We start from the raw sequence: 24,565 nt of genomic DNA, 5'->3' as shown, positions 1-24,565 counted from the left end.
AACGCACTCTGAGGGACGCCGATGCAGATTTTGACACTCACGAATTACATCAAAGCCGATCTGATATCCCGGCTGTCACGCGCCGAGTTGCCGCCGGAATCGTTGACGCTGGCTGCGCTCTCGGATCATTACCAGGTGAGTGTCACCCCCATTTATCATGCCATCAATGAGCTGATCGAAGAGGGGTATCTCTACCGCGAAAAGAACCGACGGTTGTACGTTAATCAGGACAAGATTGGCGACGCTCAGACCGCGGCTCAGTCTCATCAACCCGCACCACCCGAAGATCATTTCAAACGGATCACAGACGACCTGCTCGCGATGAGCCTGAACGGGGAATCGCTGTTTCTGCGGGAAGCGGCTTCCGCGAAAAAATACGGCATCAGCCGCACCAGTCTGCGGAACATTTTCAATCGGCTGGCCGGCGATGGTGTGCTGGAACATGTGCCGCGACGTGGCTGGAAACTCCGGTCCTTTAATCAGCACGACCTCGACGCCTTTATCGAAGTCCGCGTGGTGCTCGAACTGAAAGCGCTCGATCTGGCGAAGGGGAGTCTCGACAAACAGGTCCTGGAAAAGATACTGGCCGGCAATCGGGTGCCGGAAACCGCTGAAGAACCGCTGCAAATCGACAACAGCCTGCACGAGTATCTGATCAAACAATCGGACAATTATTACATCATCAGCTTCTTCGATCGGCACGGCCGTTATTTTGACCTGCTGTTCCTCTGGGAATCGAATGATCGAGAAGCCGCAATCCAGGAGATCCAGCAGCATCAGCGCATCCTGACCGCGCTGCTGAATGAAGACTGGAAGCTGGCCCGCAAAGAACTCGAACTGCATCTGCGCAGCAATCACCCGGTGCTGTCACAATTGAAACGCTGAAGTCGTTTATTCTTCTTTCTGATGCGTCACGGTAATCGTGCTGCTGATGCCGCCGCGTGGGGTAAACTCGGCTCGCAATTCGATCCAGCGAGGATCGGTGACGGCGACCAGATCATCCAGAATGCGATTGGTCACGTCTTCATAAAACGCACCGACGTTGCGGTAGCTCTGTAGATACATTTTCAACGACTTGAGTTCGAAACAGACCGCATCCGGAATATAGGTGATGATCAACGTACCGAAATCAGGCTGGCCCGTCTTGGGACAGACAGAGGTGAACTCCGGGCAGACCGTTTCCATGACGTAATCACGGTTCGGGTGTGGGTTCTCAAACGTTTCCAGCAGGTCGCGGGGAGATTCAGTTTCACTCATGGTCGTATGTTTCTGTTTCAATTAGCGGTGCGTGACAAATTTGTGACCGTGTTCTATAAGGATTCCGCGGCCCGTTCAAGCACCAGCACGACAAATTGCCTCAAAACAGGTCAAATCTTGATAAAGATTCGCTGCAGATACATCCAGAGACAGATCAGCCACAGCACAAACAAGACGGTCGCGGAAATCGCAATCGGAGCGTAGGGGCAATCAGTGCTGAACAGGGAACCCGCCACCGACCAGCCGGTCGCCTGATCGAGGGTTGTCAGATGAATCTTAAGCGATTTCTGAACCCAGGGTCGAATCAACTGGGCCATACAGTACATGGCGATCGAATTCATGCCGACCACAACAAACGGGAAGGCCCATTTCTTGTAGCCTTTGACGTCAATAATCCAGTAAAAGACCGCCAGAAACCAGAATGCCCAGCCCGCGCTGAAGATGGCCCAGCCGGGGGACCAGATCCGTTTCACAATAGGCACCAGATGCCATTCCCACTGTTCGATATTCACAGGCCAGATCGAGGTATCGAGCAGCATGGATATCACAAAGCAGATGAGTCCGGCCTGCAGCAACCATTTGACTTTCATTTTCTCGATGCGATTCGAGATCAGGAGTTGCCCCGCCATCAGACCGAACAGCATTGTGGCGATCGACGGAATAAAGTTCAGCGTCTGATAGCCGCCGTTATTCACCCAGAATTTCTGATCCTGAAACTGTTCTTCATAACGGGGGAACTGATTCAGGAACTGACGGTCGACGGCTGCCGCTGCGTTGGTGTGCTTATTCCAGGCACTGCCAATCCCTTCAAACTGCGACCACTCGGCTGCGTCTTTGTGTTTGACATCCGTGAGATAGGCTTTGACCGCCGCCAGCTCGTCTTCCACGGGCATATACTGATAGAAAAAGAACCAGTAGCCTCCCAGAATCGTGATCACGCCGATCAATTGCGTTACAAACGAACGATTCACATAAAAGAAAACCACTAGATACCCCAGGCCAATCTGGCACAACACATTCGCAAAGGTAAAGTTGGTCTGCGGGCTGTATTGGGACGACAAAAAGACGCCCAGCGCCACCAGCAGCACGGCGCGAAAGATCGCGTGCCCCCAGATGCGGAGTGTGGAATCTCCCTTCTGTTTTCGCTTCCGGACAGAGAAGGGCATCGACACGCCAACCATGAACATGAACGACGGTTGGATCAGATCCCAGAACGCGGTCCCCGTCCATTCCACATGGCTCAGTTGATACGAGAGTGTCTGCCAGAGGTACTTCCACGACGATTCCCACTGCGTGCCGTTATATTGATCGAGAATTTCCGGTGAATTGCGCATCGCACTGGCAATCGCCAGACCGCCGGACGCCATCGCCAGCATTACAAATCCTCGATAGGCGTCCAGTGAAACCAGGCGCTGGTTCGGATTCGGCTTCTTCTGCTTTTCAGCCGTTTCCAGGGGAGGCGTGATCGGTTTTTCAGGAATCTTCTGCAACGGGATCGTTTCCGGTTTTTGCGAGCCTGAGTCGGGAGTATTTTGCGACATCTGATTTACCGATGATGAAAGAAAAGCTAAGGTATCAAAAGAAACATGCCTGTTGCGGGCACGATAAGCCTGCTGTTATGGTACCCTGTTTGCGTTTCAGAGTAAAACATCAATCAAAGTCGATTTATCTATATTTTTTTCGGGAATGTGTTCATGACAATTCTGGTGACGGGCGGAGCAGGGTACATCGGCTCCCATTGCGTGCGGCAGCTAATCGACGCTGGCCACAAGGTCTGTGTGATCGACAATCTCTCCCGCGGCCATCGCTGTGCCGTCCCGCCACAGGCATCCTTTTTTCAACTCGATCTGCTCGATACGGAAGCGTTGACCGATATCATGAAATCCCAGCGGATCGAAAAAGTGATCCACTTTGCAGCGCTGGCGTATGTTGGTGAATCGGTGGCCGAACCACTGCCGTACTACTCCAACAACACGGCCGGCACGATTTCCCTGTTACGCGCCATGCGACAGTCCCGCGTCAGTCAGATCGTGTTCAGTTCGTCCTGCGCGACATATGGAATCCCTGCGCAGATTCCGGTCACCGAAGAGAGTCCTCAGAGCCCCATCAATCCGTATGGCTGGTCAAAGCTGTTCATTGAACAGATTCTCAAAGACTGTGCCCACAGTTATCCTAACTTCGGTTTCATCGGCCTGCGTTATTTTAATGTCGCCGGCTGCAGAGAAGACGGCTCGTTGGGTGAAGATCACCGTCCCGAAACCCATCTGATTCCCAACAGCCTGAATACCGCACTCGGGAAACAATCCCAGATCACCGTCCTGGGCAATGATTATCCCACCGCCGACGGCACCTGCATTCGCGATTATATTCACGTCGACGATATCTGCGCCGCGCATCTGCTGGCGCTCGATACACTCACGACTGAATCACAGAAGTTTTACAACATCGGTCTCGGCCACGGTTATTCGGTGCTCGAAGTGATCAAAACCGCAGAGCAGGTGACCGGCTGTGAAATTCCGATCGACTATCAACCCCGTCGTCCCGGTGATCCGCCGGTATTATCAGCTGCGAACGAAAAAATCAGTCGAGAACTTGGCTGGTCTCCACAGTACACGACTCTGGAATCGATCATACAGACCGCCTGGAACTGGTTCCGAGATCATCCAGAGGGATATCAAACCGAAACAACAGACTGACGAATGCATGTCAGGAGACGTGCCGCGCGGAATAAAAAACGACAGGTCACACATCAGCGTAACCTGCCGCGATCAGCAGCTTCAGACAGCAGTTGCCGTCCGTTCTTTTTTCCGGTTCGACAAACTCGTCGCCATGACAGGAGTCCCCGCAAACACAAACGCCTTCTGCTCAGTGGTGTCTCCCGTCTGTTTTTGTTCAAACCGTATGACAATACGTTGCTGTTCGAATGAAAGCATCAACGTAGTCCCTTTTTCCAGAGACTGCGAATTAATCACATCCGCAATAACCGGCGTGACAAACCGTTCAATCGTTCGTCGCAAGAACCGCGCTCCGAAATAGGGGTCGTACCCTTTTTGAGCCAACCAGTCCAGAACTACCCGGTCTGGTTGAATGGTCAGCTTGTGACGTTTCAATCCAATCCGATCCTGTAGCAGACGCAGTTCACAGGCGGCAATTTGCCGAATATCTCTGGCACTCAACGCATGGAAATAGACAATCTCATCGAACCGATTCAAAAACTCGAACCGAAAATGTTCGACAAGCTGACGGTGAACCGCCTGTTCCATTTCCTGACGGGAAGACACACCTTCAGAAAATCCGATCAGACTTTTCCGATACAGTTCGGCCCCCGCATTCGTCGTAGCAATGATCACTGTCGAACGGCAGGAGACCGACTCGCCGGTCCCGTTGATAAAACACCCTTCATCAATCAACTGCATGAAACGATCCAGCACCGAAGGGGCACATTTCTCGAATTCATCCAGCAACAGAACCGTAAACGACTGGCCCTGCAAACGCTGTGTCAGCAGTCCCTGCCGTTTCGCGAGGGAATACTCGTCCGGATCACCAAACAGTGTCGCGGCGGCTCTTTCGGATTGAAAATCCGCCATATTCAGCCGTACCATACTTTCAGGCCGCCCCAGTAAATACTCGGACAGCTTCTGCGCGATGTGCGTTTTTCCCACACCAGTCGGACCGGTAAACAGGAACGCCCCCAGCGGACGGCGAATATCACTCAATCCTGCTTTGATCGTTCCAATCATCCGTACCACGGCATCGACCGCCTGATCCTGGCCTAAAACAACCTGCGCAAACTGTTCGCGCACCTGCACCAGATCCAGTTTCTGATCCGGATCGATTAAAGACAACGTTACCTTATACACCTGATGAAACCGGTTGATCACATCCTGGCCGTTCACTTTTCGTTCTTTGCTGTGCACGACCTGAACCTGTTTCAACAGATCCAAAACCTTTCGCGGCATGTTCAGTCGCGAAAGGAAGCGGTGTGTCAACAACAGTGCTTCATCCTGAGCCGATTTGGTAATCTTAACCCGTTCTGTTTGAAGCTGGTTTTGCGACCATTCATGAACAATGGTCCGCACCGTTGATAAATCCGGTTCTTCCACCTTGAGTGCGACAAAGTGACTCTCCAGTTCGGGATAGTTTTCAAACATCGCTTCCACACTATTCCGATTTCCCTCGGCCAGTAATGGTCGCTCGGTCTGATAAGCGTATGCCTGCAGTAATGGTTGCAGATAATAATCATTCATGATTTCCGCATCTGCGAAAAAGGGAACGATTCTTTCCTCTGTCTCCAGTAGCAGGTCCAGCAGTTTCTGAAATTCGCCCCGCAGTTGATCTTCTTTTTTCAGACTAGCCAGCGCCCGACGAAAAGAAAGTTTCAAAATGCGTGTTTCTTTCAATAACTCCGGTCCTTCGCCGGCAACGGACTGTGCTACCAGTTTCTGATACACAGCCGATTTCCCGACACCCGATCCGCCATACAGAATGGGAAAGCGGCCAGCGTTCAACACATCACTCACATCAGAGACCAGATCATCCATCAGGAAGACAGGGGAAAGTGTTCCTGTCATGGCTTCTTTGGTCAGATCCCGTTCCCGCCATTGCTTGAGAACGGTCTGCAGATTTTTTGTCTGTTTTGACATCAAAGTTCTCCTCGGTTCCGGTTTCCTGATGAATTGATGATGAAACTTTTTCAGCGCAGAAAACCAGACCGCTGAAAAAGATACGAGTTCCCTGATTGACGAACTTCACACTACCGGGGTTCGCCCAGCCGCCTTGAAATCTTCAGAAAAGCAATATTCTCCTCTTCTTTCTGCGATTCGCTGCTTACCGATGAACTGTGAATTGAGAGAAATGTGTCCTGATTGCTGACAACGGTCTCGGGCCCTGGTACAATAATTAGCATTGTTAATGAAACACTCTCCTCTGTACCCCACCACCAAATCCAACAGGGCCGAACACAACAGGATTTACGATGACTCAGAAACCCCACCAATTATTATTTCTCGCTCTCACGTTGATAGGACTCTTGATTCAAACAGGCGGCTCTCAAGCAGCAAATCCTGTTCTGGAACGCCGCAAGGTCATCGGCACGACCGCAGCAGACCAGCATCTGACCGACTATTTCCGCGACCACGCCACGCGACTGGCCAACCGCAGCCTGAAGAACGTGAAAGATCTCAAGACGTGGGAAAAGAAACGCGTTCAATATCGGAAACAGCTCTTCGAAATGCTCGGCCTGTCGCCGCTGCCTCACAAAACCGACCTGAAACCGGTCATCACCAACAGCATCACCAGCGATGGTTTTATAGTCGAAAACATCACGTTTCAGTCGCGTCCCGGCCTGTATGTGACGGGGAACCTGTATCGCCCGATCAAACAGGAAGGAAAAATTCCTGCAATTCTGTATGTCTGCGGCCACGGGGGCGTCAAGAAAAACGGCATCATCTACGGCAACAAGGTGCATTACCAGCATCATGGCGAATGGTTCGCGCGCAATGGTTATGTCTGTCTGACAATTGACACACTGCAACTGGGTGAAATCGAAGGCCTGCATCACGGCACCTATCGCGAAGGGATGTGGTGGTGGCTATCACGAGGTTATACTCCCGCCGGCGTGGAAGCCTGGAACTGCATCCGCGCGTTGGACTATCTGCAGTCGCGTCCTGAAGTGGACGGCGAAAAACTGGGCGTCACCGGCCGCTCCGGGGGAGGCGCGTACAGCTGGTGGATCGCTGCCCTCGATGAGCGCATCAAAGCCGCCGTTCCGGTCGCCGGCATTACCAATCTCAAAAACTACGTGATCGACGGGGCTGTGGAAGGGCACTGCGACTGTATGTTTATGGTCAACACCTACCAATGGGATTACGCACAGGTTGCCGCACTCGTGGCACCGCGGCCGCTGTTGATTTCCAATACCGACAAAGACAGCATCTTCCCGCTGGATGGGGTGGTCGATGTCTATAACAATACCATGAAGATCTATGAGCTGTATGGCGTGCCGGAAAATCTGGGTCTGCAGATCACAGAAGGCCCCCACAAAGACACGCAGGAACTGCGAATTCACGCCTTCCATTGGTTCAATCATTTCCTCAAAGGCGATGATTCATTGATCGAAATGGCGGCAACGAAATTCCACACGCCGGAAGAACTCAAAGTCTTCAAAACGCTTCCCGAAGACCAGAAAAACGCCAAAATCCAGGAAACCTTTGTCAAACAGGCGAAAGCCAAAGTCCCCGAAGATTCCGCCCAGTGGCATCAGATGCAGGAACAGTGGAAAACTCAGTTACAGAAGAAGTCCTTCCGCGGCTGGCTGAAGAAGAATGATTCAAATACCAAAACAAAAGTAGAATCGGCAACCAGAGACGGTCTCACGCTGCAAACGATTTCGTTTGACAGTCAGAAACATGTTCCCTTGAAACTGTTTGTCGTGATGTCCAAAAAATCAAAGACACCTCAACCGGTGACGTTGACCGTTTTGAATCAATCAGAATGGGATACTTATCTCAATGAACTCGCTCCTGTATTTCCCGGAATGGATTCTGCAACGCCGCTTTCTCCCCAAGGCGAGAAACTGTTCCAGGAACTCCGTAAAAACGTACTGGAAAACCAGACAGCCATTGCTTACTTCACACCTCGTGGCATTGGTCTTGATGCTTGGAATCCCGAAGAACGCAAGCAGACCCAAATCCGCCGACGTTTTTATCTGCTCGGTCAATCTCTGGAGGGGATGCAGATCTGGGATGTCCGCCGTGCAATTCAGGAATTGCAGGCCCAACCGGAATTCTCGAAATCGGAAATGCGACTAGTGGGGACGGGGGAAGCCGCCGCACTCTGTTTGTATGCTTCTCTGTTCGAAAAGAACATCAGCGAACTCGACCTGACCGGCATGCCCGCCTCGCATCACAACGGCCCCGCGCTACTGAATGTTCTGCGTTTTCTGGATTTGCCTCAGGCACTCGCCATGGCTGCCAGTCGTAGCAGAGTCATACTCCACAAAGTGAATCCCAAAGACTGGGCTTATTCATCTCAAGTCAGCAAGAAAATGGGCTGGGACGAAAAACAGCTGCAGATCAGGAAGTAATCTGGAGAATTCGAGAACGAGACGGCATCGGCTCCTGCTCCTGCGTTTGCTCATTCCTCTGGTTCAGCTATAATCAAAGTCGGTCCCCCAGTCAGTCTGTCGGGGCCGTCTGCGATAAACGACTTTCCTTTATTATTGAACAAGGTGACCCGACGTGAACCGTCCTCCACATACTTCTGCGCCACAACCTGATCCCACTACCAATATGACCGAAGGCTGGCACTGCCTGCACTTGTACTACCGCGTTGATCAAGGCGTACTGAATCAAATCGACCAAAGCACCCGTGCTGCGGGCCGCGAAGAACTAGCTGCACTTCTTGATCCCGATCATGAAGACGCCCCCATTCGCATCCAGACGTCCATCGTCTCCGGCCATAAAGCCGACCTGCAAGTGCTGATCATGGACACCGATCCGATCAAGATTGACAGCATTCAACAGGCCATCCGCTCTTGCGGCCTGGGGCCAGCGCTGATTCCCACTTATTCGTTTGTTTCGATCACCGAAATTTCTGAATACGTGCCCACTCTGGAACAGTATGCCGCCAAATTGAAGCAGGAAGGCACCGATCCGGAAAGCCCCGCCTTCCAAGCCAAGCTCAAAGCCTATGAAGGCCGCTTGCCGGCGATGAATCAACAGCGGATCTACCCGGAGTTCCCGGATTTTCCCGTCTGTACGTTCTATCCGATGAATAAATCACGCGTCCCGGGTGCGAACTGGTACATGGAGCAGTTCAGCAACCGTTACAGCATGATGGCCGAGCATGGCTTGAGCGGCATGAAGTTCGCCGGTCGCGTCGTCCAAGTGATCACTGCCTCAACAGGCTTTGATGACTGGGAATGGGGCGTCACATTATGGGGCAGGGCACCAGAGCCGATCAAAGAGATCGTTTACACCATGCGATTTGATAAAGCATCAGCCAAGTATGCCGAGTTCGGACCGTTTTATCTGAGCTATATCATGTCGCCACAAGAAGCAATCGCCCATCTCAAACTCTGATTGTTCGAGACAGGCGATTTTAGCTCATTCAATTTATTAAAAACGCGATCGCTTAGCGGCGAAAGCGGTAATCTGAATTTTTGTCACTGAAATCAGTCGTTGCCAATTCGGACTTCATATTGATATCAGTGAAAGAGTAGGATTCAATCAGGGTTTTCTCATCCAACTCTTCGGCCGAGGCACTGGCCAGACCATCTTCTGGCCAGCCAAATCCGCGAACAAAAATCGGCAGACAGGTTTTGTGATCGATATAGATCACTGACTTACGATAGGAGGGTGACTCTTTCGCGTTCGCAAAATGGGCAATGAAACAGTAGCAGTCTTTGCCGTCAAATTTCTGATTGGGCAGCATCACACATTCGGTATTGAGATTTTCATCGAGATCCTTCTTGCGAAAATCGATGATTGTCTCTGCCAAAGCCTTGATGCCAGCCTTGGTGATCGGATAGCGAGACTCCTGCATGGCCAGTGAACCGTGAGGGTCCAGTTTCAAGGTTGGCATCAGGCGACCTTTCAGGCCTCCCATTTTCACCAGCATCTTTTCTTCGTTCTGCCCATCGACATATAACAGCTCCTGGCCTTTATCGCCGACAACCCACTTCATGTAAACACTGAAGGGTTTGTGGCGGCACTTGAGATTAATCACCTGATTCTCGGTTAAGGCACCACCGACATATTCCTGTTTTGAAAAAGTCGCTGTGTAATCGGGAATCGTCTCCAGGTAACGACAACCTTTCTCCAGCAGCAGCATATTCATCAACAGTGCCATCCGCCCTGTTAATGTCCCGTTTTGTTGCGGGACCTGTTTCTCGCCTGTCTTTGTTTTTTCACCTAGTTGAGGCTGTGATAATTCAGTCGGCTTGTAGGCAATCACCGGAATTGAAACAGGCTTTGGCGCAACAATCGCCATGTCATTGGGGTCGGCATCAGCAGGAGAGGGGTCATAACTGAAATACAGAATCCCGATGGCTGCGGAAAAGATCGCGGACGCCAGCATATTTGAAAAATGGTGTTCTGATCTGATTTTGAGCATGCGCATCATGCGGTACCGTTCCTTTTCGATAAGAAAATGCAAGGCACCGTCTTGTCTGAAGTGAATCCTGATAACAGAATCCATTCATCCGTGAAAAGACGTAAACCGGGCTTGCCCGTCGTAGTGATATGATGTGGCCAGCACACGAAAATCCCTTGGTGCGTCTGACGGATGTTTGTTTCCATATAATCTATTTTGCTCTCATCTGCCTGAACCGGAACGGTCTGGAAGCGAACGTCCCGCCATTTTCAAACACGGAGAACAATGGCTCACTGAGTTTTATTGATCAATCCAATACGTTTCTCTAATTCAACCTCACTGTTGAATAGGTATTGTGAAAAATTCAGGGTAGCTATGACTAAAAATTCGTCATTTCTATCAGCCCAAAATGAGAGAATCTGATCCCAGCTTTTAATCAGATCACTTCTCATTTCGATCCGGGTTCAGATTAGATCGAACCCGCATTCTCAACCTATTTTGCCAGATCGTAATTTCCCCGGTCTTCACTGAACTAGCGGCTTAGGAATCCGTCCCAGACAAGAGATCTCCGCCTTTGGTTTTCTTTTTCTAAGCTACTTTTCTATAATTACTTAAGATGACCGCTTTCAATTCGAGGCGTGAAACCATCAGTCACCTTTGATTTTAATCTGCGTAAAATTACGACTCTTCCAACAGAAAAGGGCAGCAACATGGCTTTCGATCGGCGCTCCTTCCTCAAATACTCTAGTGCTGCCCTGTTCAGCGGGGCAATAACTCAATTCGCCTCCGCGGGAACGTCTTCACAGAGAAAAATGAAAATTGACCTCTCCTGTGGACGAATTGGTGTCCGCGCTGATCAAAAACAGGCGATTGACTACGCACACAAATACGGCTTCGAAGCAGTCGTTCCCGACGCCGGGTATCTGGGAAAACTTTCTGACAGCGAGTTGGCCGCTCTCAAAGCCGACATGAAATCGAAAAACCTCGTTTTCAGTGCAGCCGGGATGCCTGTTGACTTTCGGAATGACGAATCGAAATTTCAGCAAGGGCTCAAAGCACTCCCTGCGTCTTCCGCCGCATTACAGCGGGCCGGCGTCACACGCACCGGCACCTGGCTGATGCCCACCCATGCCGAGCTCACATACAACGCGAACTTCAAACGGCATGCACGTCGCTTAAAAGAAGTCACACGAATTCTGGCCGATCACGGCTTACGCTTCGGAATGGAATACGTCGGCCCCAAAACACTCTGGTCGAGTAAAAAATACCCCTTCATTCACTCCATGCCTGAAACGAAAGAACTGATCGCTGCCATCGACGTCAAAGGGGTCGGCCTGATTCTCGATAGCTGGCACTGGTACACTGCCCATGAAACCAAAGACGATTTACTCACGCTCACCAACGACGATATCGTTGCCGTCGATCTGAACGACGCGCCTGCCGGACTGGAAATCGACGAACAGATCGATCAGAAACGGGAACTCCCCATGGCAACCGGCGTGATTGATCTCGCCACATTTTTAAATACGCTCAACAGCATCGGCTACGACGGGCCCGTGCGTGCGGAACCATTCAACGCAGCACTCAGAAAGCTGCCCGCAGATCAGGCGGTAGCCGCGACATCCACCGCGATGAAAAAAGGCTTCGCCTTGATCAATTAGGCGATTTTTTCGCAAGCGAAATTTCAATCGTCACCGGTGTTCCCCGGGGAGGAATCTTGTCCTGATTGGCTTCAAACAGCAGGTTTCCTTCCCCCGTAGACGAACTGGCAATATTCACGTCAATGATTGCCGTTGGGAAGTTGGCGACACAAATCAGGTCGCCGCTTTCTGCATGGTAATATTTCTCGCCCGTCATTTCGTCGACCGAAAAACCACTGCCCGCGAAGATCCAGTCCGCCTTCATCAGGTGGGGTTGGCTGACATCATAGAATTTATTGATCGCTTCCTGAAACGGTTTGTCTTTCGACATTGACAGAAAGTCATCCCGCTCTTTTTTCGTCATCTGACCGAACCAGATCAGTTCCTTGTATTTCTCGTCGTAGCGCAATTCGCTCTTTTGTCGATCGATCACGACTCCTTCCGGCAGCTTGTCCAGTTTGGCAGAAAAATAACGGTTCGTCGCCGTCCGAACCCAACTCTGGGCAGGCTCGCGGTGTAACTTCCCCTCTTTGTCTTTCCATTGCAGGACAATCTTCAGCTTTTGTCCCTTTGGTGGCTGAAACTTCGGTGAAAACCGGACCGGCGATCCGACTTTCGCACCAATGGCCAGTAAGCCGGCATGAATGGCTTTTGCCGGTGAGTCAATGGAAAGAATCGATTCGTGCTCTTTGGTCTGCTTTTTACAACACAGCATTTCCAGCACGCCTTCCTGCAGACAGACCTTTGTCTTTAACAGTAGCCGCTTGCCTTTCAGATCCAGCAGCACGGTCTTCTGTTTGTTCAAAGGGACCAGACCCTCGTCGTCCTGTTTCGTTTCCGACTTGGAATCAGTACTGGTTTTGTCCGCCGTATCTGATTTGGGTTTGACGGGATCCACAGCGGAAAGTCGCTGGCCTGCGATCAAGACCACAGCCAATGTAAAAAGTGACAAGAGAGAGAAAATTTGCCGATTCATGAATGTGTCCCATATCATTAAGGGTCTGGAATGCCCATCTGTGCTATTACATACTGTTATTCTAGGTACTTCGCATTAAAAGTCTGCCCTGATTCAACAAGTTTTACGAGATCGGCCGGGAAGAACTCAAATCAGCCAACCAGTCAACGTAATCCATCACAATCTGCTCTCGATTCGGCTCAAATTCCAACGTATGCCGCGCTTCCGGATAGTGAATCAGCTGTTTCTGATCGGCGACAATGCGCTGGAAATAGGCCTCTGTCGCCGCATTATCAATAATCTGATCCCGCCCCGCCAGCTGGCACAACGTCGGACAGGAAATCTGTCCCGCCGCCTCATCGACCAGCCGGTCCAAGGCTCGATTCGCCTGCAAAAACGAAACCGTCACATGGCGCAACGCCAGCGAATCCGTTCTGATGAAGTCCTGATACGCGGCTTCGCCGGTAAATAACGCCGGATCATTCAAGGGAATCTCAATCCGTTTTTGTTCAATCCCCAATAGAGCGGCCAGCGTTAACTGGAACTTCTGAAAAGGGGTCGGCTTGACCTTCGCTTTAATCCCGGGATACAGCAGTGCCAGGCCATCAATCAGATCAGGTCGTTGTGCGGCCACTACCACAGCCAGCTTGCCTCCCCAGCTCATCGCTTGCAAAAAAATCGGACGCTGTTGCTGCGACTGTTTCTGCTGATAGCGAATGCGCGTCAGTAACTGCACAACATCCTGCACCAGACGTCGCCAGTGCGCCACGTGCCCGCGCTCTTTTTGATTCAGTCCCGAACCACGGCGGTCAAAAAAACAGACGCGATATCCCGCATCGCAAAGTTGACCGCAGGAATAGTCATACCAGCCTGAATGACTTTGAATCCCGTGCAGCACCACCAGCGTTCCCCGCGGCGGCTCCTCGACAGGTGACCAGACGCGTCCCTGCAGACGGTAGTTATCAGACGCCACAAATTCCTCGATCGCGGGTTCGCTCATGAGTTCAAACCAGCATCGTTTCTAACACACGGGCATAACAACCAAATGTCCCCTGATCAAACAACACAAAACGAACGAGCTCCAGCGGGGTGGATGATTCCAGTTTCAACGCCACCGTGCGCAGCGCCACCTCCGCCGCCAGATCAACCGGATAACGATAGACTCCCGTACTGATCGAAGGGAAAGCCAGACTGCGGCACTGATGTTTTTCCGCCAATGCGAGGCACGTTTCGTAAGCTGACTGCAACTGTTCACGTTCTTTTTTGCCACCCCCTTGCCAGATCGGCCCGACGGCGTGAAAGACATACTGGGCTGCCAGATTCCCCGCAGCGGTCACAACGGCACTCCCCGTGGGACAACCATCCGGATAACGCCGCTGCAGTTCTTCCAGAATCGCCGGGCCGCCGGCATCATGAATCGCACCATCCACGCCTCCGCCGACCGCCAGCATTGAATTGGCGGCATTCACGATCGCATCGACCTCTTGACGGGTAATATCTCCCAGAACCAGCTCAATCCGCCCGGATCCAAACTGTACGATCATCGGTTTTCGATCTATGATATGAAGAATTCAACCACTCAGAACCAGACATTGGTCTGTTTCTTGCAGTATAAAATACACTAGACTTTGTTCAAAGAGCGAACTCAACACATTTCCCAGCAACGATTGCGAATTATTCTACCGTGATAAAAGTCAGCCTTCTCATTCCGACACTGGACCAGTCCGGCGCAGAAAAACAGCTTGCCTTGCTCGCCACATCGTTACCCCGTGATGAATTTGAAGTACAGGTCATCGCCCTCACGCGTGGCGGCCCTTATGAAAGTCTGCTCAAAGAACACGATATTCCGGTTACGATCCTGAATAAGCGTTTCAAGTTTGATCCACTCGCGTACCGCGCGCTGAAAAAAACGCTACAAAAACAACAGCCCGATATTCTCCATACCTGGCTGTTCGCAGCAAATTCCTATGGCAGAATGGCAGTCAAACGACTGTCTGCCTCACAGAAAATCCCCAAAGTGATCGTGTCCGAACGCTGTGTCGATTCCTGGAAAAGCAACTGGCAACACAATGTCGACCGCCGCTTACTGCCTCAAACTTCACTCCTCGTCGGCAATTCACAGGGAGTCGTCGATTTTTATCGCGAGAAGGGCGTTCCCGATTCCATTCTCCGCGTCGTCTGTAACGGCATTCCCATTCCTGATACCAGTGTCTGTGAAACCACCCGGAATCAATTATTCCAGGAACACGATCTTCCCGAAAATGCGCGGTTGATCGCCTTTGTTGGACGTCTCGCCAGACAGAAGCGGATCGAAGACCTGCTCTGGGCCTTACAACTGGTCCGGCAGATGGATGAAAATATTATTCTGCTCCTCGTCGGCGACGGCCCCGAACGGGCCAAACTCGAAGAATTAACACGTCAATATACCATCACACCCAATGTCCGCTTTCTCGGTCATCGTCCGGATGTCAATAAACTCTTTCCCCTGTTCGAGCTGTTTCTGCTCGCCAGTGATTTTGAGGGTCAATCGAACAGTATCATGGAAGCGATGTCATACGGAATCCCGGTCGTCGCCAGTGATATCCAGCCCAACCGTGAACTGGTGATCCACAGCGAAACCGGTTTTTTGACGTCCGTCGGCGATTGCACCGGCTTTGCCCAATATGCAGAACGCATCCTCGCTGACCCGGAACTGGCAAAACAACTGGGAACCGCGGCGCAAAAACGAATGCAAGAGGAATTCAGTGTCGATAAAATGGTAAAAGGGTACGCCGCCCTTTATCATGAAGTGCTCAAATAATCTAAGCCGCTTTCTGCTGCCCAGAAACTTCAATCAGAATCTTCGATCAAAGATAGAACCTGTTTCATGTGTGGAATTACCGGAATCGCGTGGACCGCGCGAGAGAAAAACATTTCGCCTCGTATACTGCGACGCATGACCGATGTGCTGTCGCATCGAGGCCCCGATGATTCCGGCGGCTATCACTCGGACATGCCCGGTAAATCCTTTCTATTGAACGATCAAAATACGGGCGCCGATTTTGAACTCGCATCCGACGTCGGTGCGGCACTCGGACATCGCCGGCTCTCCATCATCGACCTGGGAACCGGTCACCAGCCGTTATCCAACGAAGATGGCTCGATCTGGATCGCCTTCAACGGCGAAATTTACAACTACCAGGAATTACGTAAGGAGCTGATCCAACAGGGGCACCAATTCAAAACCGAATCCGATACCGAAGTCATCGTGCATCTCTATGAAGAGCAGGGTGCCGCGTGCGTAGAACGTCTGCGAGGCATGTTCGCGTTTGCCATCTGGGACGAACGCCACCAGCGACTGTTTCTGGCACGCGACCGCATCGGACAGAAACCCTTGTTTTACCGCGAAACAGCCAACTCGCTCAGTTTCGCCAGTGAATTGAAATCATTACTACAATTGCCGGACGCCAGCAGAACCGTCGATCCGCATGCCATCGATCTGTTTCTCGCTTATCAATATGTGCCACATCCCTGGTCGATTCTGAAAGGGTATCAGAAACTCCCGCCAGCGCACCGCGCCATCTACGAACAAGGCAAACTCACCGTCGAACGCTACTGGAAACCTCCGTACGAGAACCCGGCTTCTAACCTGCAGTTCCCGTTCAAAACACCTCAGCAATGGTCAGACGCACTCCGCGAAACACTCACTGAGTCCGTCAAAATTCGCATGCGCAGCGATGTCCCGTTAGGCGCCTTTCTCTCAGGCGGCATTGATTCCACCATCATCGCCGGCCTCATGCAGAGTATGTCCGACCGCCCCGTACATACGTTTTCGATCGGCTTCCCGGTAAAACAGTTCGATGAACGCAGCTACGCGCGGGAAGCCGCCAAGATGCTGGGAACCGACCATCACGAATATGTCGTGGAACCTGAGGCGCTGGAAATGCTGCCTCGACTTGCCTGGCATTACGATGAACCCTTCGCCGACAGCAGCGCCATTCCGACAATGTACCTCTCCCAAGTCACGCGGCAGGAAGTCACCGTATCACTATCAGGAGACGGCGGCGACGAACTCTTCGCCGGTTATGATCGCTATCGCGCGGTCGCACTCTCTCAGTGGTTCGATCGCCTCCCGACCATGATGAGAAAAATGATGACCGCTTCCATCTGGCAAAAACTGCCCGCGTCGGTCGAACAAAAATCATTCCGCCGCCGCGTCAAACGTTTTCTCGCAGGCCTCGCTGTTCCCCCGGAACGCCGCTATCTGAAATGGGTCGGCATCTTTGATACGGAACGTCGGCACGAAATGTATGCTCCCGAATTCCGGGAACAGTTAAACACATTCGACGCCGATCAGTTTCTGCTGGACGCCTATCAGCTTTGTCCCGATCGTGATTTTGTCACCCGCACCACAGCCACCGATGTCCAGACCTATCTTCCCTGTGATATTCTGACGAAAGTCGATATCGCCAGCATGGCCCACAGCCTTGAATGCCGCAGCCCGTTTCTCGATCACCGTGTCGCCGAGCTCGCCGCAGCCATGCCCCTTAATCTCAAAATGCACAAAGGCCGAGGCAAACAAATTCTGACGGACACCTTTTCTGATCTGCTCCCCGAATCAATTCAGACCCGTAAGAAAATGGGCTTCGGCGTGCCCCTCAATCACTGGTTCCGCAATGAACTCAAACCGCTGCTGTTTGACGTACTCATGAGCCAGCGTGCCCGGGATCGACAGATTTTTAATCCCGCTGCCGTCGAACAACTCATCAGCGAGCATCTGAATCTGCAATGGGATCACAGCGCCCGCCTCTGGTCGCTCCTTGTTTTGGAAATGTGGTTCCAGACCTTCCTCGATCCGGCTGAGATTCCCGATCATTTCCCCGAAACCGTGCTGACATAAACGGGTGACGACCATTCCCGGCAATTAATACTTGAGCTTTCTCTCTCCATCGGCGAAAATATCGACTGACATTGATTAGTTGATTCTCCAGGATCAAAACCCGCCTGACAACCCGCCAAGATGAGATGACAATGCCTTATATTCTCCGCCTGCTGACACTGATGTTGTTCTTCACACCTGCAGTTCTCCTGGCTGGAGAACCAGATCAAGACACAAAGAAGCATAACACACAATACGAAGAATGGCCGCAATGGCGCGGCCCGCGCGGCGATGGAACCTGGAATGGTCCCCCGATCAAAACAAAGTGGCCCGCAGCGGGTTTGAAAAAAATCTGGGAACAGGAAATCGGTGGCGGCTATGGCGGAATTACCGTTGCCAAACGTCGACTCTATGTGATGGATCGGCCGGCCGCCTCGAACGAAGATCAGAAAAAAGCCGCGGGAATACACAGCCATCGGGTCAAACGCAAACCGGTGGAACGCGTGCTCTGTCTCGATGCGCTCACCGGGAAACAACTTTGGGTCCATGAATATCCCGCTGATTACAATAAGCTCGATTACGGCAATGGACCGCGGGCCGCTCCAACAGTCCGGGATGATTTCGTCTTTACGCTGGGAACAATGGGCGATGCCTTCTGCCTTTCCGCAAAGACAGGCAAGGTCGTCTGGCACAAACAGCTTGTCAAAGATTTCGGCGGCAAAGTCCCACAATGGGGTTATGCGGCCGCTCCATATCTCATAGGCGAACTCGTCATCCTGATGCCCGGCGGCAAAGAGCAGGGGACCGCAATCATCGCCCTCGATCGAACAACAGGTGAAGAACGCTGGCGTTCAATTAAAGATAGTGCCGGTTATGCAACGCCGCTGTTAATTCACCATCAGGGGCACGATCAACTCATCATCTGGTCTCCCAATCATATCCACAGTGTTGTCCCTCAGACCGGGAAACATCTCTGGTCGATCCCCTATAAAGTCACCTATGGCGTGGCGATTGCCAGTCCGATTGAAAAACAGGGGCTGATCTTTGTCGCCGGTTACTGGGAAGGTTCCAAAGCGATTCAGCTCGGCGAACAACCGGAACAAGCCGAACTGAAATGGCAAGACCGTCGCACACTCCGCGGCTTGATGTCTCAACCACTTTACCGCGATGGCTACGCCTACTTGCTGGACAAACAATTCGGTCTGACTTGCTTCGAATATGCCACCGGGAAAAAGATCTGGGATGATGACAACAAAATGACCCCCGGAAACAGCAGAAACCCGCAGGCAACCCTCGTCTGGCTCAATCAGTCATCGCGGGCTTTGATCCTTAATTCGGAGGGTTATCTGATTTTGGCCGAATTAACCCCCCAGGGTTACAAAGAACTAATCCGCACCAAGCTGATCGGCGAGACCTGGGCACATCCGGCATATGCGGAAACCCGTATATATGCACGCAGCAATACCAAACTGGTCGCTTATGAACTCCCAGTTGACAAAGCGATTGGCGAATCCCCATAAAAGCAAACGGGCTGACCTGTAAACTTCTTGACAAAGTCGATAAAATGCCGTCTAGCGTTTCACGCGGGTCGCCTTGCATGACAATTTGATGCAATTATTTTATCTTCTTTATTTTCATCTGAAACGTTTCACACAATATGAATTCAACATCGGAAAACCAATCCGAGAATGCCGGGTCAGGGACTGAGTTACTAGGTCCGGAAATCTGGAATCTGCCGAATCTGATCACCGTCAGTCGCCTGGTACTGTCCCTGATCCTGTTTGTGATAATCTATCTGGAAGGCTGGTGGAAAACCTCCGCCGCGCTGTTCATTCTCGCCGCTGCAACCGATTTCCTGGACGGCTATTTTGCCCGAAAATATAATCAGGTCACAACACTGGGACGTATTCTGGACCCGTTCGTCGACAAAATCATTATCTGCGGTGCGTTTATTTTCCTGCTGGAACGGGGTCCGGCAACCGGCATCAATGCCTGGTTTGTTCTGATCATCATCGGACGAGAAATGTTTATCACCAGTCTACGTGGCTTTCTGGAACAGCACGGCCGTGATTTCTCCGCCAGTTGGAGCGGGAAAATCAAAATGGGCGTCCAGTGTGTCGCCGTCGTTTTGAGCCTGCTCTCACTAAGCCCGGAATCACCCTTTGATACATCCGGTTTCATACTACTTCGAGACATTTCCATCTGGTCAGCTGCTCTCATTACATTATACAGCGGCGTCGATTATGTACTCAGAGCAGCCCGCATGCTTCGACAGGCACCGCTCAAATAAACAGGTGAATGTACTGAGTCGGAAATCCAGTTTTGAAGAACAGTTCCGAATTAGAAAATTCTCGAAATCAACGATTTCCCACTCATTTTTCGCAATCTCGCTGTATAAAATACGAATACCCGATCATTCGACTTTCATTTTTAGATCTGGATTTATGTCTGACGAACAGCTACCTCAACCGCCCTCTGACAATATCATTATTGTGCAACCGAGCGACTACCAGACCGAGGTCAACGATTACTCTCCTCAACGGCCCTCTCATCCAGTTCCCGTGCGCGTCCCGCGCAGCAGAGTTCCGCTGATTCTGTTTGTTCTCACCTGTTTGAGCACATTGATTGTGGGCGGCTATCACCAACCCTTTGTTCCGACTCCTAATGGATTTCTGAACTTATACGCTTTCATTCAACACGTCGGCTGGTCCACTTTCCTCACACATGGAATTTCCTACGCCGGTCCCGTGATGCTGATTTTGCTCTCGCATGAGATGGGGCACTACCTGCAGTCAAAGCGTTATCATATCCCTGCCACGCGACCGTTGTTCATCCCCATGCCCATCAGTCCGTTTGGCACGATGGGGGCTGTGATTCTGCAACGGGGAGGCGTCGCAAACCGCAAGCAGATGTTCGACATTGCCGTCTCCGGGCCACTGGCGGGACTCGTCTTCGCAATTCCCTTCGCTTATTGGGGTGTACTGAATGCAAAAGTCGTTACAGTTATCAAACAAGCAGGCTCATACAGCTATGGCGAACCTTTAATCCTGCAATGGATGATCTCGCTGGTCCATGGCCCACTGGCAGAAAATCAGGAAGTACAGTTGAACCCCATGCTGTTCGCCGGCTGGGTCGGAATCTTCATTACCGCTCTTAACCTGCTCCCGATTGGCCAGCTCGATGGAGGGCACATTCTTTATACCATGATCGGCAAACCGGCCAACCTCATCGCGCGATTGTTCCTGACCTTCGGCGTAATCTATATGATCTACATCGACGAATTCGGATATTCGCTGCTCATTCTACTGCTGGTCTTCTTCGGCATTACACACCCGCCGACTGCTGACGATTCTGTTCCGGTCGGCCCCAAGCGAATTATCATCGGCTGCCTGACACTGGCATTTTTCGTCATCGGTTTCACGGTCACACCGATCATTTTCCATTAATGCCAGCAGTGGTGAAGACAATGCAGAATTACTTGATATTCTCCAGAATCTGCTCGGCCCGAAACACGATTTCCAGGTCTTTATTTTTGGTCGCTTTCTGCAACTGAACCTGAGCCGCTTTGCCATAACCTTCCAGCTTCTGTTGTGCTTCGTTCCGCTTTTCCCAGTTTGCATCGCCCAGTTGAACAATCAGTTGATCGATGCGTTTGAGCAGGGCAGGGTCTGCATCCAATAGAATTACGATCGCCGTCCTGCGCACGACATCAGGAAAGGGCGTAATCTCCAACGGCAGAAGTTTGTCCAGATAGCTTTCATCCATGCAATACACGACCGTCGCCTGATCTTCACGGAATGCTTGCTGTCCCAGAATCTTTAGGACATGCGCCACTTCGGGCTTTCCTAACCCCAGAGTAACTAAGTTTTTTTCCCATTCAGCAAGTGCTTGCGTTTTCGAAAGAGGTGACTCACTTTGATAAGGCACGCTGACCGGTGGTGATTTTTGAGTCGACGTAGCCGCTGCAGCTGGCTTGTTACCGGCTTTCTCGGCAGGCACGTTCACTGTAGGTAAAGCACCAATTTCTTTTAACTTGTTTCCCAGCGCTGCCAGCTGTTTCGCTTTTTCCTTCGCCTTTTCTACTTTGGCTTTTTTCGTCAGACTTTCATCCGACAAGGGGTCTACTTTTTTCTCATTCGTAGCCGCAGCTGGTTTAGTTTCCGGCTTCTTTTCTACCTTTTTTACTCCGGGAACCAGATCGACGGAAGCCAGCTTCCAGTCCGATTTCTTATCAGTCGGCTGCACCACCATCACATGCTTGAGTGGAAATGCTTCCTGATTCTGAATCTGAAACCCCTCTTTCGCATGACTCAAAGTGATCCGAGGTGTATGGCTCAACTCGACATCGTACAATATAAAACGCTCACACTTATCAATCCCTTTTACAAATAACCGGTCTGCTGTTTGCAAATGACTGAGCCAGTGCGCATCCGGCATCCGCATGCTGACGGGACTCTCTTCTAGTAAATTTTGCGAGCGCCAGTAGATCCGCTTTGATTGAATGCGTGCTGTAGGCCAATGTGACAAAAAGCGGCCGGAAGGAAATTCCACCAGCACATCAATGTCTTTTACAGGCGGCCCTTCGAAGGTGATCAACCCCAGCGGGGCAGGCTGATCACTCTCACCGGCATCCGCACTCAACCTGCGCGACAACATATAACCGGGTGTTGTCGAACGAAACAGAGCCGCATCGTTGAGTTTTTTACCATGTGCAGAAACCAGAAATACGCTGACATCCCGCACAATCAATTGAGGCGCCGTTGGATCTTTTTGCTCTCCCGCGGGCAGATCGTGCATAAAAAACAGACCAGCAAGACAACAGACAACCACCAGGAGACTACTGAGACGCCCGCGCAACGGCCCTTGTGAAATTGTATTCTGTTGAAATCGAGATCGACGTTGTCTTGCCATAAAAGAACCAAACCAATTCATGTTACTTATCTTCATTCTGTTTTATTCGCCGTCAGTTCTTTGGGTGCGGCTCGAATCAATCGGGGATTGCCCCAGACGAAACGGTCGCCCACATCCTGACCTTTTCCAAAATCTACAATCAGAGTCAGCGTCTGGCAACCTGTGACATCCAGATCTAAAGGTGCCTGCTTGGTCGTACTGGTAAATTCCGGTTGTTCATAAAGAGTTTTCCCGTCCGCGACGACTTTTACAGCCACGTTGCCAAGCTGTCCCGTTTCTGCTTGCAGTCCGGGAACCGTATAAAATTTTTCAAAATTCTTGTCTAGCGTATAAACCAGTTCTGTTTTCGAATGCACACACAGCCCCTTCGAAAAGACCTGAGTCCCCACTTTAAGAGGTTTACCGGTAAAAGACTGATTGACCCGATACGGATACAGCTGATTAAAAAAAGGAACTTGTGTCACCGTCTCAGGAATGAGTTCAGTCAAAGAAACAGACCTCGCATTGACTGTTTTGACAGACGCCAGATAATCCTTGGTCAACGACAAGTCTGTGCCCCCCGCGATCTTGATGAACACTTTGGCCCCCTGGTCTAGACTCAACTCACCGGGGAATTGTGCCCCCCCAATCAGACTGACCAGACTCTGCAGCGCCAGTTTGGAATCTTTCTTAAGACGCTTCTTCTGCAACACCAGCCCCACCACGCGATCCAGGTTTACTTCCCGTTGTTGTCCCTGATATTGAAACAGCAGGCTGGTTTCATTCATCCCGATGACTTCGCCTGATACCCGCTGGATATTCCCATCTTTCGTCGAAACATAGGCAGAGTCTACTGTTTTTGACTCTCCCTTCCGATCCGGTTGTTTCGTCTTTTTCGGATCAGCCTCAATTTTCCAAAGTTCGTGCAGTGATTCCGGCTTTAACGCGACTTCGATCTCTTTCTCTGCCGCAAGAATTCGAAATACAGCATGCTCCTGGTTCCACTCTTTAATCGTTCCGGAAAGTTCCCCCTGTTTTGAAAATACAACACGCCAACCGGATTTCACTTTCGGCTTGGCCTGTTTATAAAACTCCCGCGGATACGCGCCTACATATAATCTGTACTTGCTGTTCTTATCTGTCTCGATCGAAAACGTATACTCTCCATCTCGAGGAATCTTGATGACACCTTCATAAACAATCCCAAAATAGATGGCACTTCTGCGTGTCACCATTGCCAACCGAGGACTCGCTCCATACCTTTTCACAGGGAGAAATTTTAAATCGTAAACCGATTTGACTTCTTCAGGCGGTTTCCATTCCATCAAACGGTAGGAAACATACTGTTGTGTTTTCTTAAGATCCAAAGGCAGACGATAGCCTTCTTGATCGACCTTGTATTCTTGGGAGGGAATGGCACGAACTTCATCTCCAACACGAAACAACATCGATTTAGGAACTTCCGCATTTTTCATACCCGGCCCCGACATGCTGATTTTCAGCTTCGCCAGCCCCGTTGTGTGATAGTAGGGAAGCATAAACCGATGATATCCCTTGCGCAGCTTCACCTTGCCGGTTCGAGGCCCTGTCGCATAACTGGCCTTCTCCCCGTCGATCACGAGCTGACTTAAATCCTGTGATAATTTCGGGGGAATAAACTGATACGAAGTCACATCAAACAAACTGACTTTCTTCGAAGTCTTGCCGGTTTGAATCGTCATCACGTTCGAGTCAATCGCACGAATTGTCCCTGTGATTTTTTTGCCATCGTACAGCAGGACCTCATCTGCGAAATTCACAGCGCAAACCAGGAGGCTCAGTCCGCAGACCATCGCAGGGAGAAAAAACGTTCGGGTTGTGACTGCCATCTTC

General features: G+C 51.1%; 19 protein-coding genes. 10 read left to right on the top strand and 9 right to left on the bottom strand.

Annotated elements, in window-relative coordinates; all coding sequences use genetic code 11:
• The first annotated feature begins 21 nt into the window (after positions 1-21).
• Positions 22-885: a GntR family transcriptional regulator gene (locus tag Pan241w_RS13955; RefSeq protein ID WP_232107453.1), complete on the top strand. Its 864-nt coding sequence runs from the start codon at positions 22-24 to the stop codon at positions 883-885.
• Between the two features lie 6 nt (positions 886-891).
• Here Pan241w_RS13955 and queF read toward each other — a convergent pair whose 3' ends face one another.
• The gene (gene queF, locus Pan241w_RS13950; protein WP_145216723.1) at positions 892-1,257 is read right to left on the bottom strand and encodes a preQ(1) synthase; all 366 of its coding nucleotides are present in this window, start codon (positions 1,255-1,257) and stop codon (positions 892-894) included.
• Positions 1,258-1,367: 110 nt separating this feature from the next.
• Positions 1,368-2,798, bottom strand: a complete 1,431-nt coding sequence (locus Pan241w_RS13945) for an acyltransferase family protein (protein WP_145216720.1) — start codon at positions 2,796-2,798, stop codon at positions 1,368-1,370.
• 153 nt (positions 2,799-2,951) lie between these two features.
• On the opposite strand from Pan241w_RS13945, the gene galE reads away from it, so the two are divergent.
• A complete protein-coding gene (gene galE / locus Pan241w_RS13940; RefSeq protein ID WP_145216717.1) occupies positions 2,952-3,953 on the top strand; it encodes a UDP-glucose 4-epimerase GalE in 1,002 nt (333 codons plus the stop codon).
• 81 nt (positions 3,954-4,034) lie between these two features.
• Here galE and Pan241w_RS13935 read toward each other — a convergent pair whose 3' ends face one another.
• Positions 4,035-5,900: an AAA family ATPase gene (locus Pan241w_RS13935; RefSeq protein ID WP_145216714.1), complete on the bottom strand. Its 1,866-nt coding sequence runs from the start codon at positions 5,898-5,900 to the stop codon at positions 4,035-4,037.
• Between the two features lie 332 nt (positions 5,901-6,232).
• Between Pan241w_RS13935 and Pan241w_RS13930 the strand changes: the two genes are divergently transcribed.
• Together Pan241w_RS13930 and hemQ are read left to right on the top strand one after the other, a co-directional pair.
• Positions 6,233-8,341, top strand: coding sequence for an alpha/beta hydrolase family protein (locus Pan241w_RS13930; protein ID WP_145216711.1), 2,109 nt, complete (start codon positions 6,233-6,235; stop codon positions 8,339-8,341).
• Between the two features lie 154 nt (positions 8,342-8,495).
• On the top strand, positions 8,496-9,338 hold the full coding sequence (gene hemQ / locus Pan241w_RS13925; protein ID WP_145216708.1) for a hydrogen peroxide-dependent heme synthase: 843 nt from the start codon (positions 8,496-8,498) through the stop codon (positions 9,336-9,338).
• 52 nt (positions 9,339-9,390) lie between these two features.
• Here the strand turns inward: hemQ and Pan241w_RS13920 are convergent, their stop codons facing one another.
• Entirely contained in the window at positions 9,391-10,380 is a 990-nt protein-coding gene (locus Pan241w_RS13920) for a DUF1571 domain-containing protein (protein WP_198000520.1), read from the bottom strand.
• Positions 10,381-11,162: 782 nt separating this feature from the next.
• Between Pan241w_RS13920 and Pan241w_RS13915 the strand changes: the two genes are divergently transcribed.
• A complete protein-coding gene (locus Pan241w_RS13915; protein WP_232107452.1) occupies positions 11,163-12,011 on the top strand; it encodes a sugar phosphate isomerase/epimerase family protein in 849 nt (282 codons plus the stop codon).
• Here Pan241w_RS13915 and Pan241w_RS13910 read toward each other — a convergent pair.
• The 3 genes from Pan241w_RS13910 to Pan241w_RS13900 form a co-directional block, all read right to left on the bottom strand.
• Complete coding sequence (locus Pan241w_RS13910) at positions 12,004-12,966, bottom strand: YdjY domain-containing protein (protein ID WP_232107451.1); 963 nt, start codon at positions 12,964-12,966, stop codon at positions 12,004-12,006. The genes Pan241w_RS13915 and Pan241w_RS13910 overlap by 8 nt on opposite strands.
• A 103-nt stretch (positions 12,967-13,069) precedes the next feature.
• Positions 13,070-13,945 carry an alpha/beta fold hydrolase gene (locus Pan241w_RS13905; RefSeq protein ID WP_145216700.1) on the bottom strand — a complete coding sequence of 292 codons (876 nt, stop codon included), beginning with the start codon at positions 13,943-13,945 and terminating at the stop codon, positions 13,070-13,072.
• Between the two features lie 4 nt (positions 13,946-13,949).
• Complete coding sequence (locus Pan241w_RS13900) at positions 13,950-14,489, bottom strand: O-acetyl-ADP-ribose deacetylase (RefSeq protein ID WP_145216697.1); 540 nt, start codon at positions 14,487-14,489, stop codon at positions 13,950-13,952.
• Positions 14,490-14,629: 140 nt separating this feature from the next.
• Between Pan241w_RS13900 and Pan241w_RS13895 the strand changes: the two genes are divergently transcribed.
• The 5 genes from Pan241w_RS13895 to Pan241w_RS13875 all read left to right on the top strand — a co-directional run bounded on the left by Pan241w_RS13895 (position 14,630) and on the right by Pan241w_RS13875 (position 21,249).
• Complete coding sequence (locus tag Pan241w_RS13895) at positions 14,630-15,745, top strand: glycosyltransferase (protein WP_232107450.1); 1,116 nt, start codon at positions 14,630-14,632, stop codon at positions 15,743-15,745.
• 66 nt (positions 15,746-15,811) lie between these two features.
• Positions 15,812-17,824: an asparagine synthase (glutamine-hydrolyzing) gene (gene asnB, locus Pan241w_RS13890; protein ID WP_145216690.1), complete on the top strand. Its 2,013-nt coding sequence runs from the start codon at positions 15,812-15,814 to the stop codon at positions 17,822-17,824.
• A 131-nt stretch (positions 17,825-17,955) separates the two neighbouring features.
• The gene (locus Pan241w_RS13885; RefSeq protein ID WP_198000519.1) at positions 17,956-19,323 is read left to right on the top strand and encodes a PQQ-binding-like beta-propeller repeat protein; all 1,368 of its coding nucleotides are present in this window, start codon (positions 17,956-17,958) and stop codon (positions 19,321-19,323) included.
• Between the two features lie 137 nt (positions 19,324-19,460).
• On the top strand, positions 19,461-20,093 hold the full coding sequence (gene pgsA / locus Pan241w_RS13880; protein ID WP_145216684.1) for a CDP-diacylglycerol--glycerol-3-phosphate 3-phosphatidyltransferase: 633 nt from the start codon (positions 19,461-19,463) through the stop codon (positions 20,091-20,093).
• A 154-nt stretch (positions 20,094-20,247) separates the two neighbouring features.
• Positions 20,248-21,249, top strand: a complete 1,002-nt coding sequence (locus Pan241w_RS13875) for a site-2 protease family protein (RefSeq protein WP_198000518.1) — start codon at positions 20,248-20,250, stop codon at positions 21,247-21,249.
• A 28-nt stretch (positions 21,250-21,277) separates the two neighbouring features.
• Here Pan241w_RS13875 and Pan241w_RS13870 read toward each other — a convergent pair whose 3' ends face one another.
• Positions 21,278-22,735: a hypothetical protein gene (locus Pan241w_RS13870; protein WP_145216678.1), complete on the bottom strand. Its 1,458-nt coding sequence runs from the start codon at positions 22,733-22,735 to the stop codon at positions 21,278-21,280.
• Between the two features lie 11 nt (positions 22,736-22,746).
• Positions 22,747-24,561: an NPCBM/NEW2 domain-containing protein gene (locus tag Pan241w_RS13865; protein ID WP_198000517.1), complete on the bottom strand. Its 1,815-nt coding sequence runs from the start codon at positions 24,559-24,561 to the stop codon at positions 22,747-22,749.
• Positions 24,562-24,565 lie beyond the last annotated feature (4 nt).

The organism is Gimesia alba, assembly GCF_007744675.1.
GTDB classification, from domain to species: domain Bacteria; phylum Planctomycetota; class Planctomycetia; order Planctomycetales; family Planctomycetaceae; genus Gimesia; species Gimesia alba.
The sequence above is the reverse complement of the archived record's forward strand: the minus strand, read 5'-3'. Positions and strand labels throughout refer to the sequence as shown.

Coding starts and splice junctions, on each gene's coding strand:
- Pan241w_RS13865 (WP_198000517.1), bottom strand. CDS start 24,561: ATGGCAGTCACAACCCGAACGTTTTTTCTCCCTGCGATGGTCTGCGGA.
- Pan241w_RS13945 (WP_145216720.1), bottom strand. CDS start 2,798: ATGTCGCAAAATACTCCCGACTCAGGCTCGCAAAAACCGGAAACGATC.
- queF (WP_145216723.1), bottom strand. CDS start 1,257: ATGAGTGAAACTGAATCTCCCCGCGACCTGCTGGAAACGTTTGAGAAC.
- Pan241w_RS13875 (WP_198000518.1), top strand. CDS start 20,248: ATGTCTGACGAACAGCTACCTCAACCGCCCTCTGACAATATCATTATT.
- Pan241w_RS13915 (WP_232107452.1), top strand. CDS start 11,163: ATGAAAATTGACCTCTCCTGTGGACGAATTGGTGTCCGCGCTGATCAA.
- Pan241w_RS13910 (WP_232107451.1), bottom strand. CDS start 12,966: ATGAATCGGCAAATTTTCTCTCTCTTGTCACTTTTTACATTGGCTGTG.
- galE (WP_145216717.1), top strand. CDS start 2,952: ATGACAATTCTGGTGACGGGCGGAGCAGGGTACATCGGCTCCCATTGC.
- Pan241w_RS13870 (WP_145216678.1), bottom strand. CDS start 22,735: ATGAATTGGTTTGGTTCTTTTATGGCAAGACAACGTCGATCTCGATTT.
- Pan241w_RS13900 (WP_145216697.1), bottom strand. CDS start 14,489: ATGATCGTACAGTTTGGATCCGGGCGGATTGAGCTGGTTCTGGGAGAT.
- Pan241w_RS13955 (WP_232107453.1), top strand. CDS start 22: ATGCAGATTTTGACACTCACGAATTACATCAAAGCCGATCTGATATCC.
- Pan241w_RS13905 (WP_145216700.1), bottom strand. CDS start 13,945: ATGAGCGAACCCGCGATCGAGGAATTTGTGGCGTCTGATAACTACCGT.
- Pan241w_RS13935 (WP_145216714.1), bottom strand. CDS start 5,900: ATGTCAAAACAGACAAAAAATCTGCAGACCGTTCTCAAGCAATGGCGG.
- pgsA (WP_145216684.1), top strand. CDS start 19,461: ATGAATTCAACATCGGAAAACCAATCCGAGAATGCCGGGTCAGGGACT.
- Pan241w_RS13885 (WP_198000519.1), top strand. CDS start 17,956: ATGCCTTATATTCTCCGCCTGCTGACACTGATGTTGTTCTTCACACCT.
- Pan241w_RS13920 (WP_198000520.1), bottom strand. CDS start 10,380: ATGATGCGCATGCTCAAAATCAGATCAGAACACCATTTTTCAAATATG.
- Pan241w_RS13930 (WP_145216711.1), top strand. CDS start 6,233: ATGACTCAGAAACCCCACCAATTATTATTTCTCGCTCTCACGTTGATA.
- asnB (WP_145216690.1), top strand. CDS start 15,812: ATGTGTGGAATTACCGGAATCGCGTGGACCGCGCGAGAGAAAAACATT.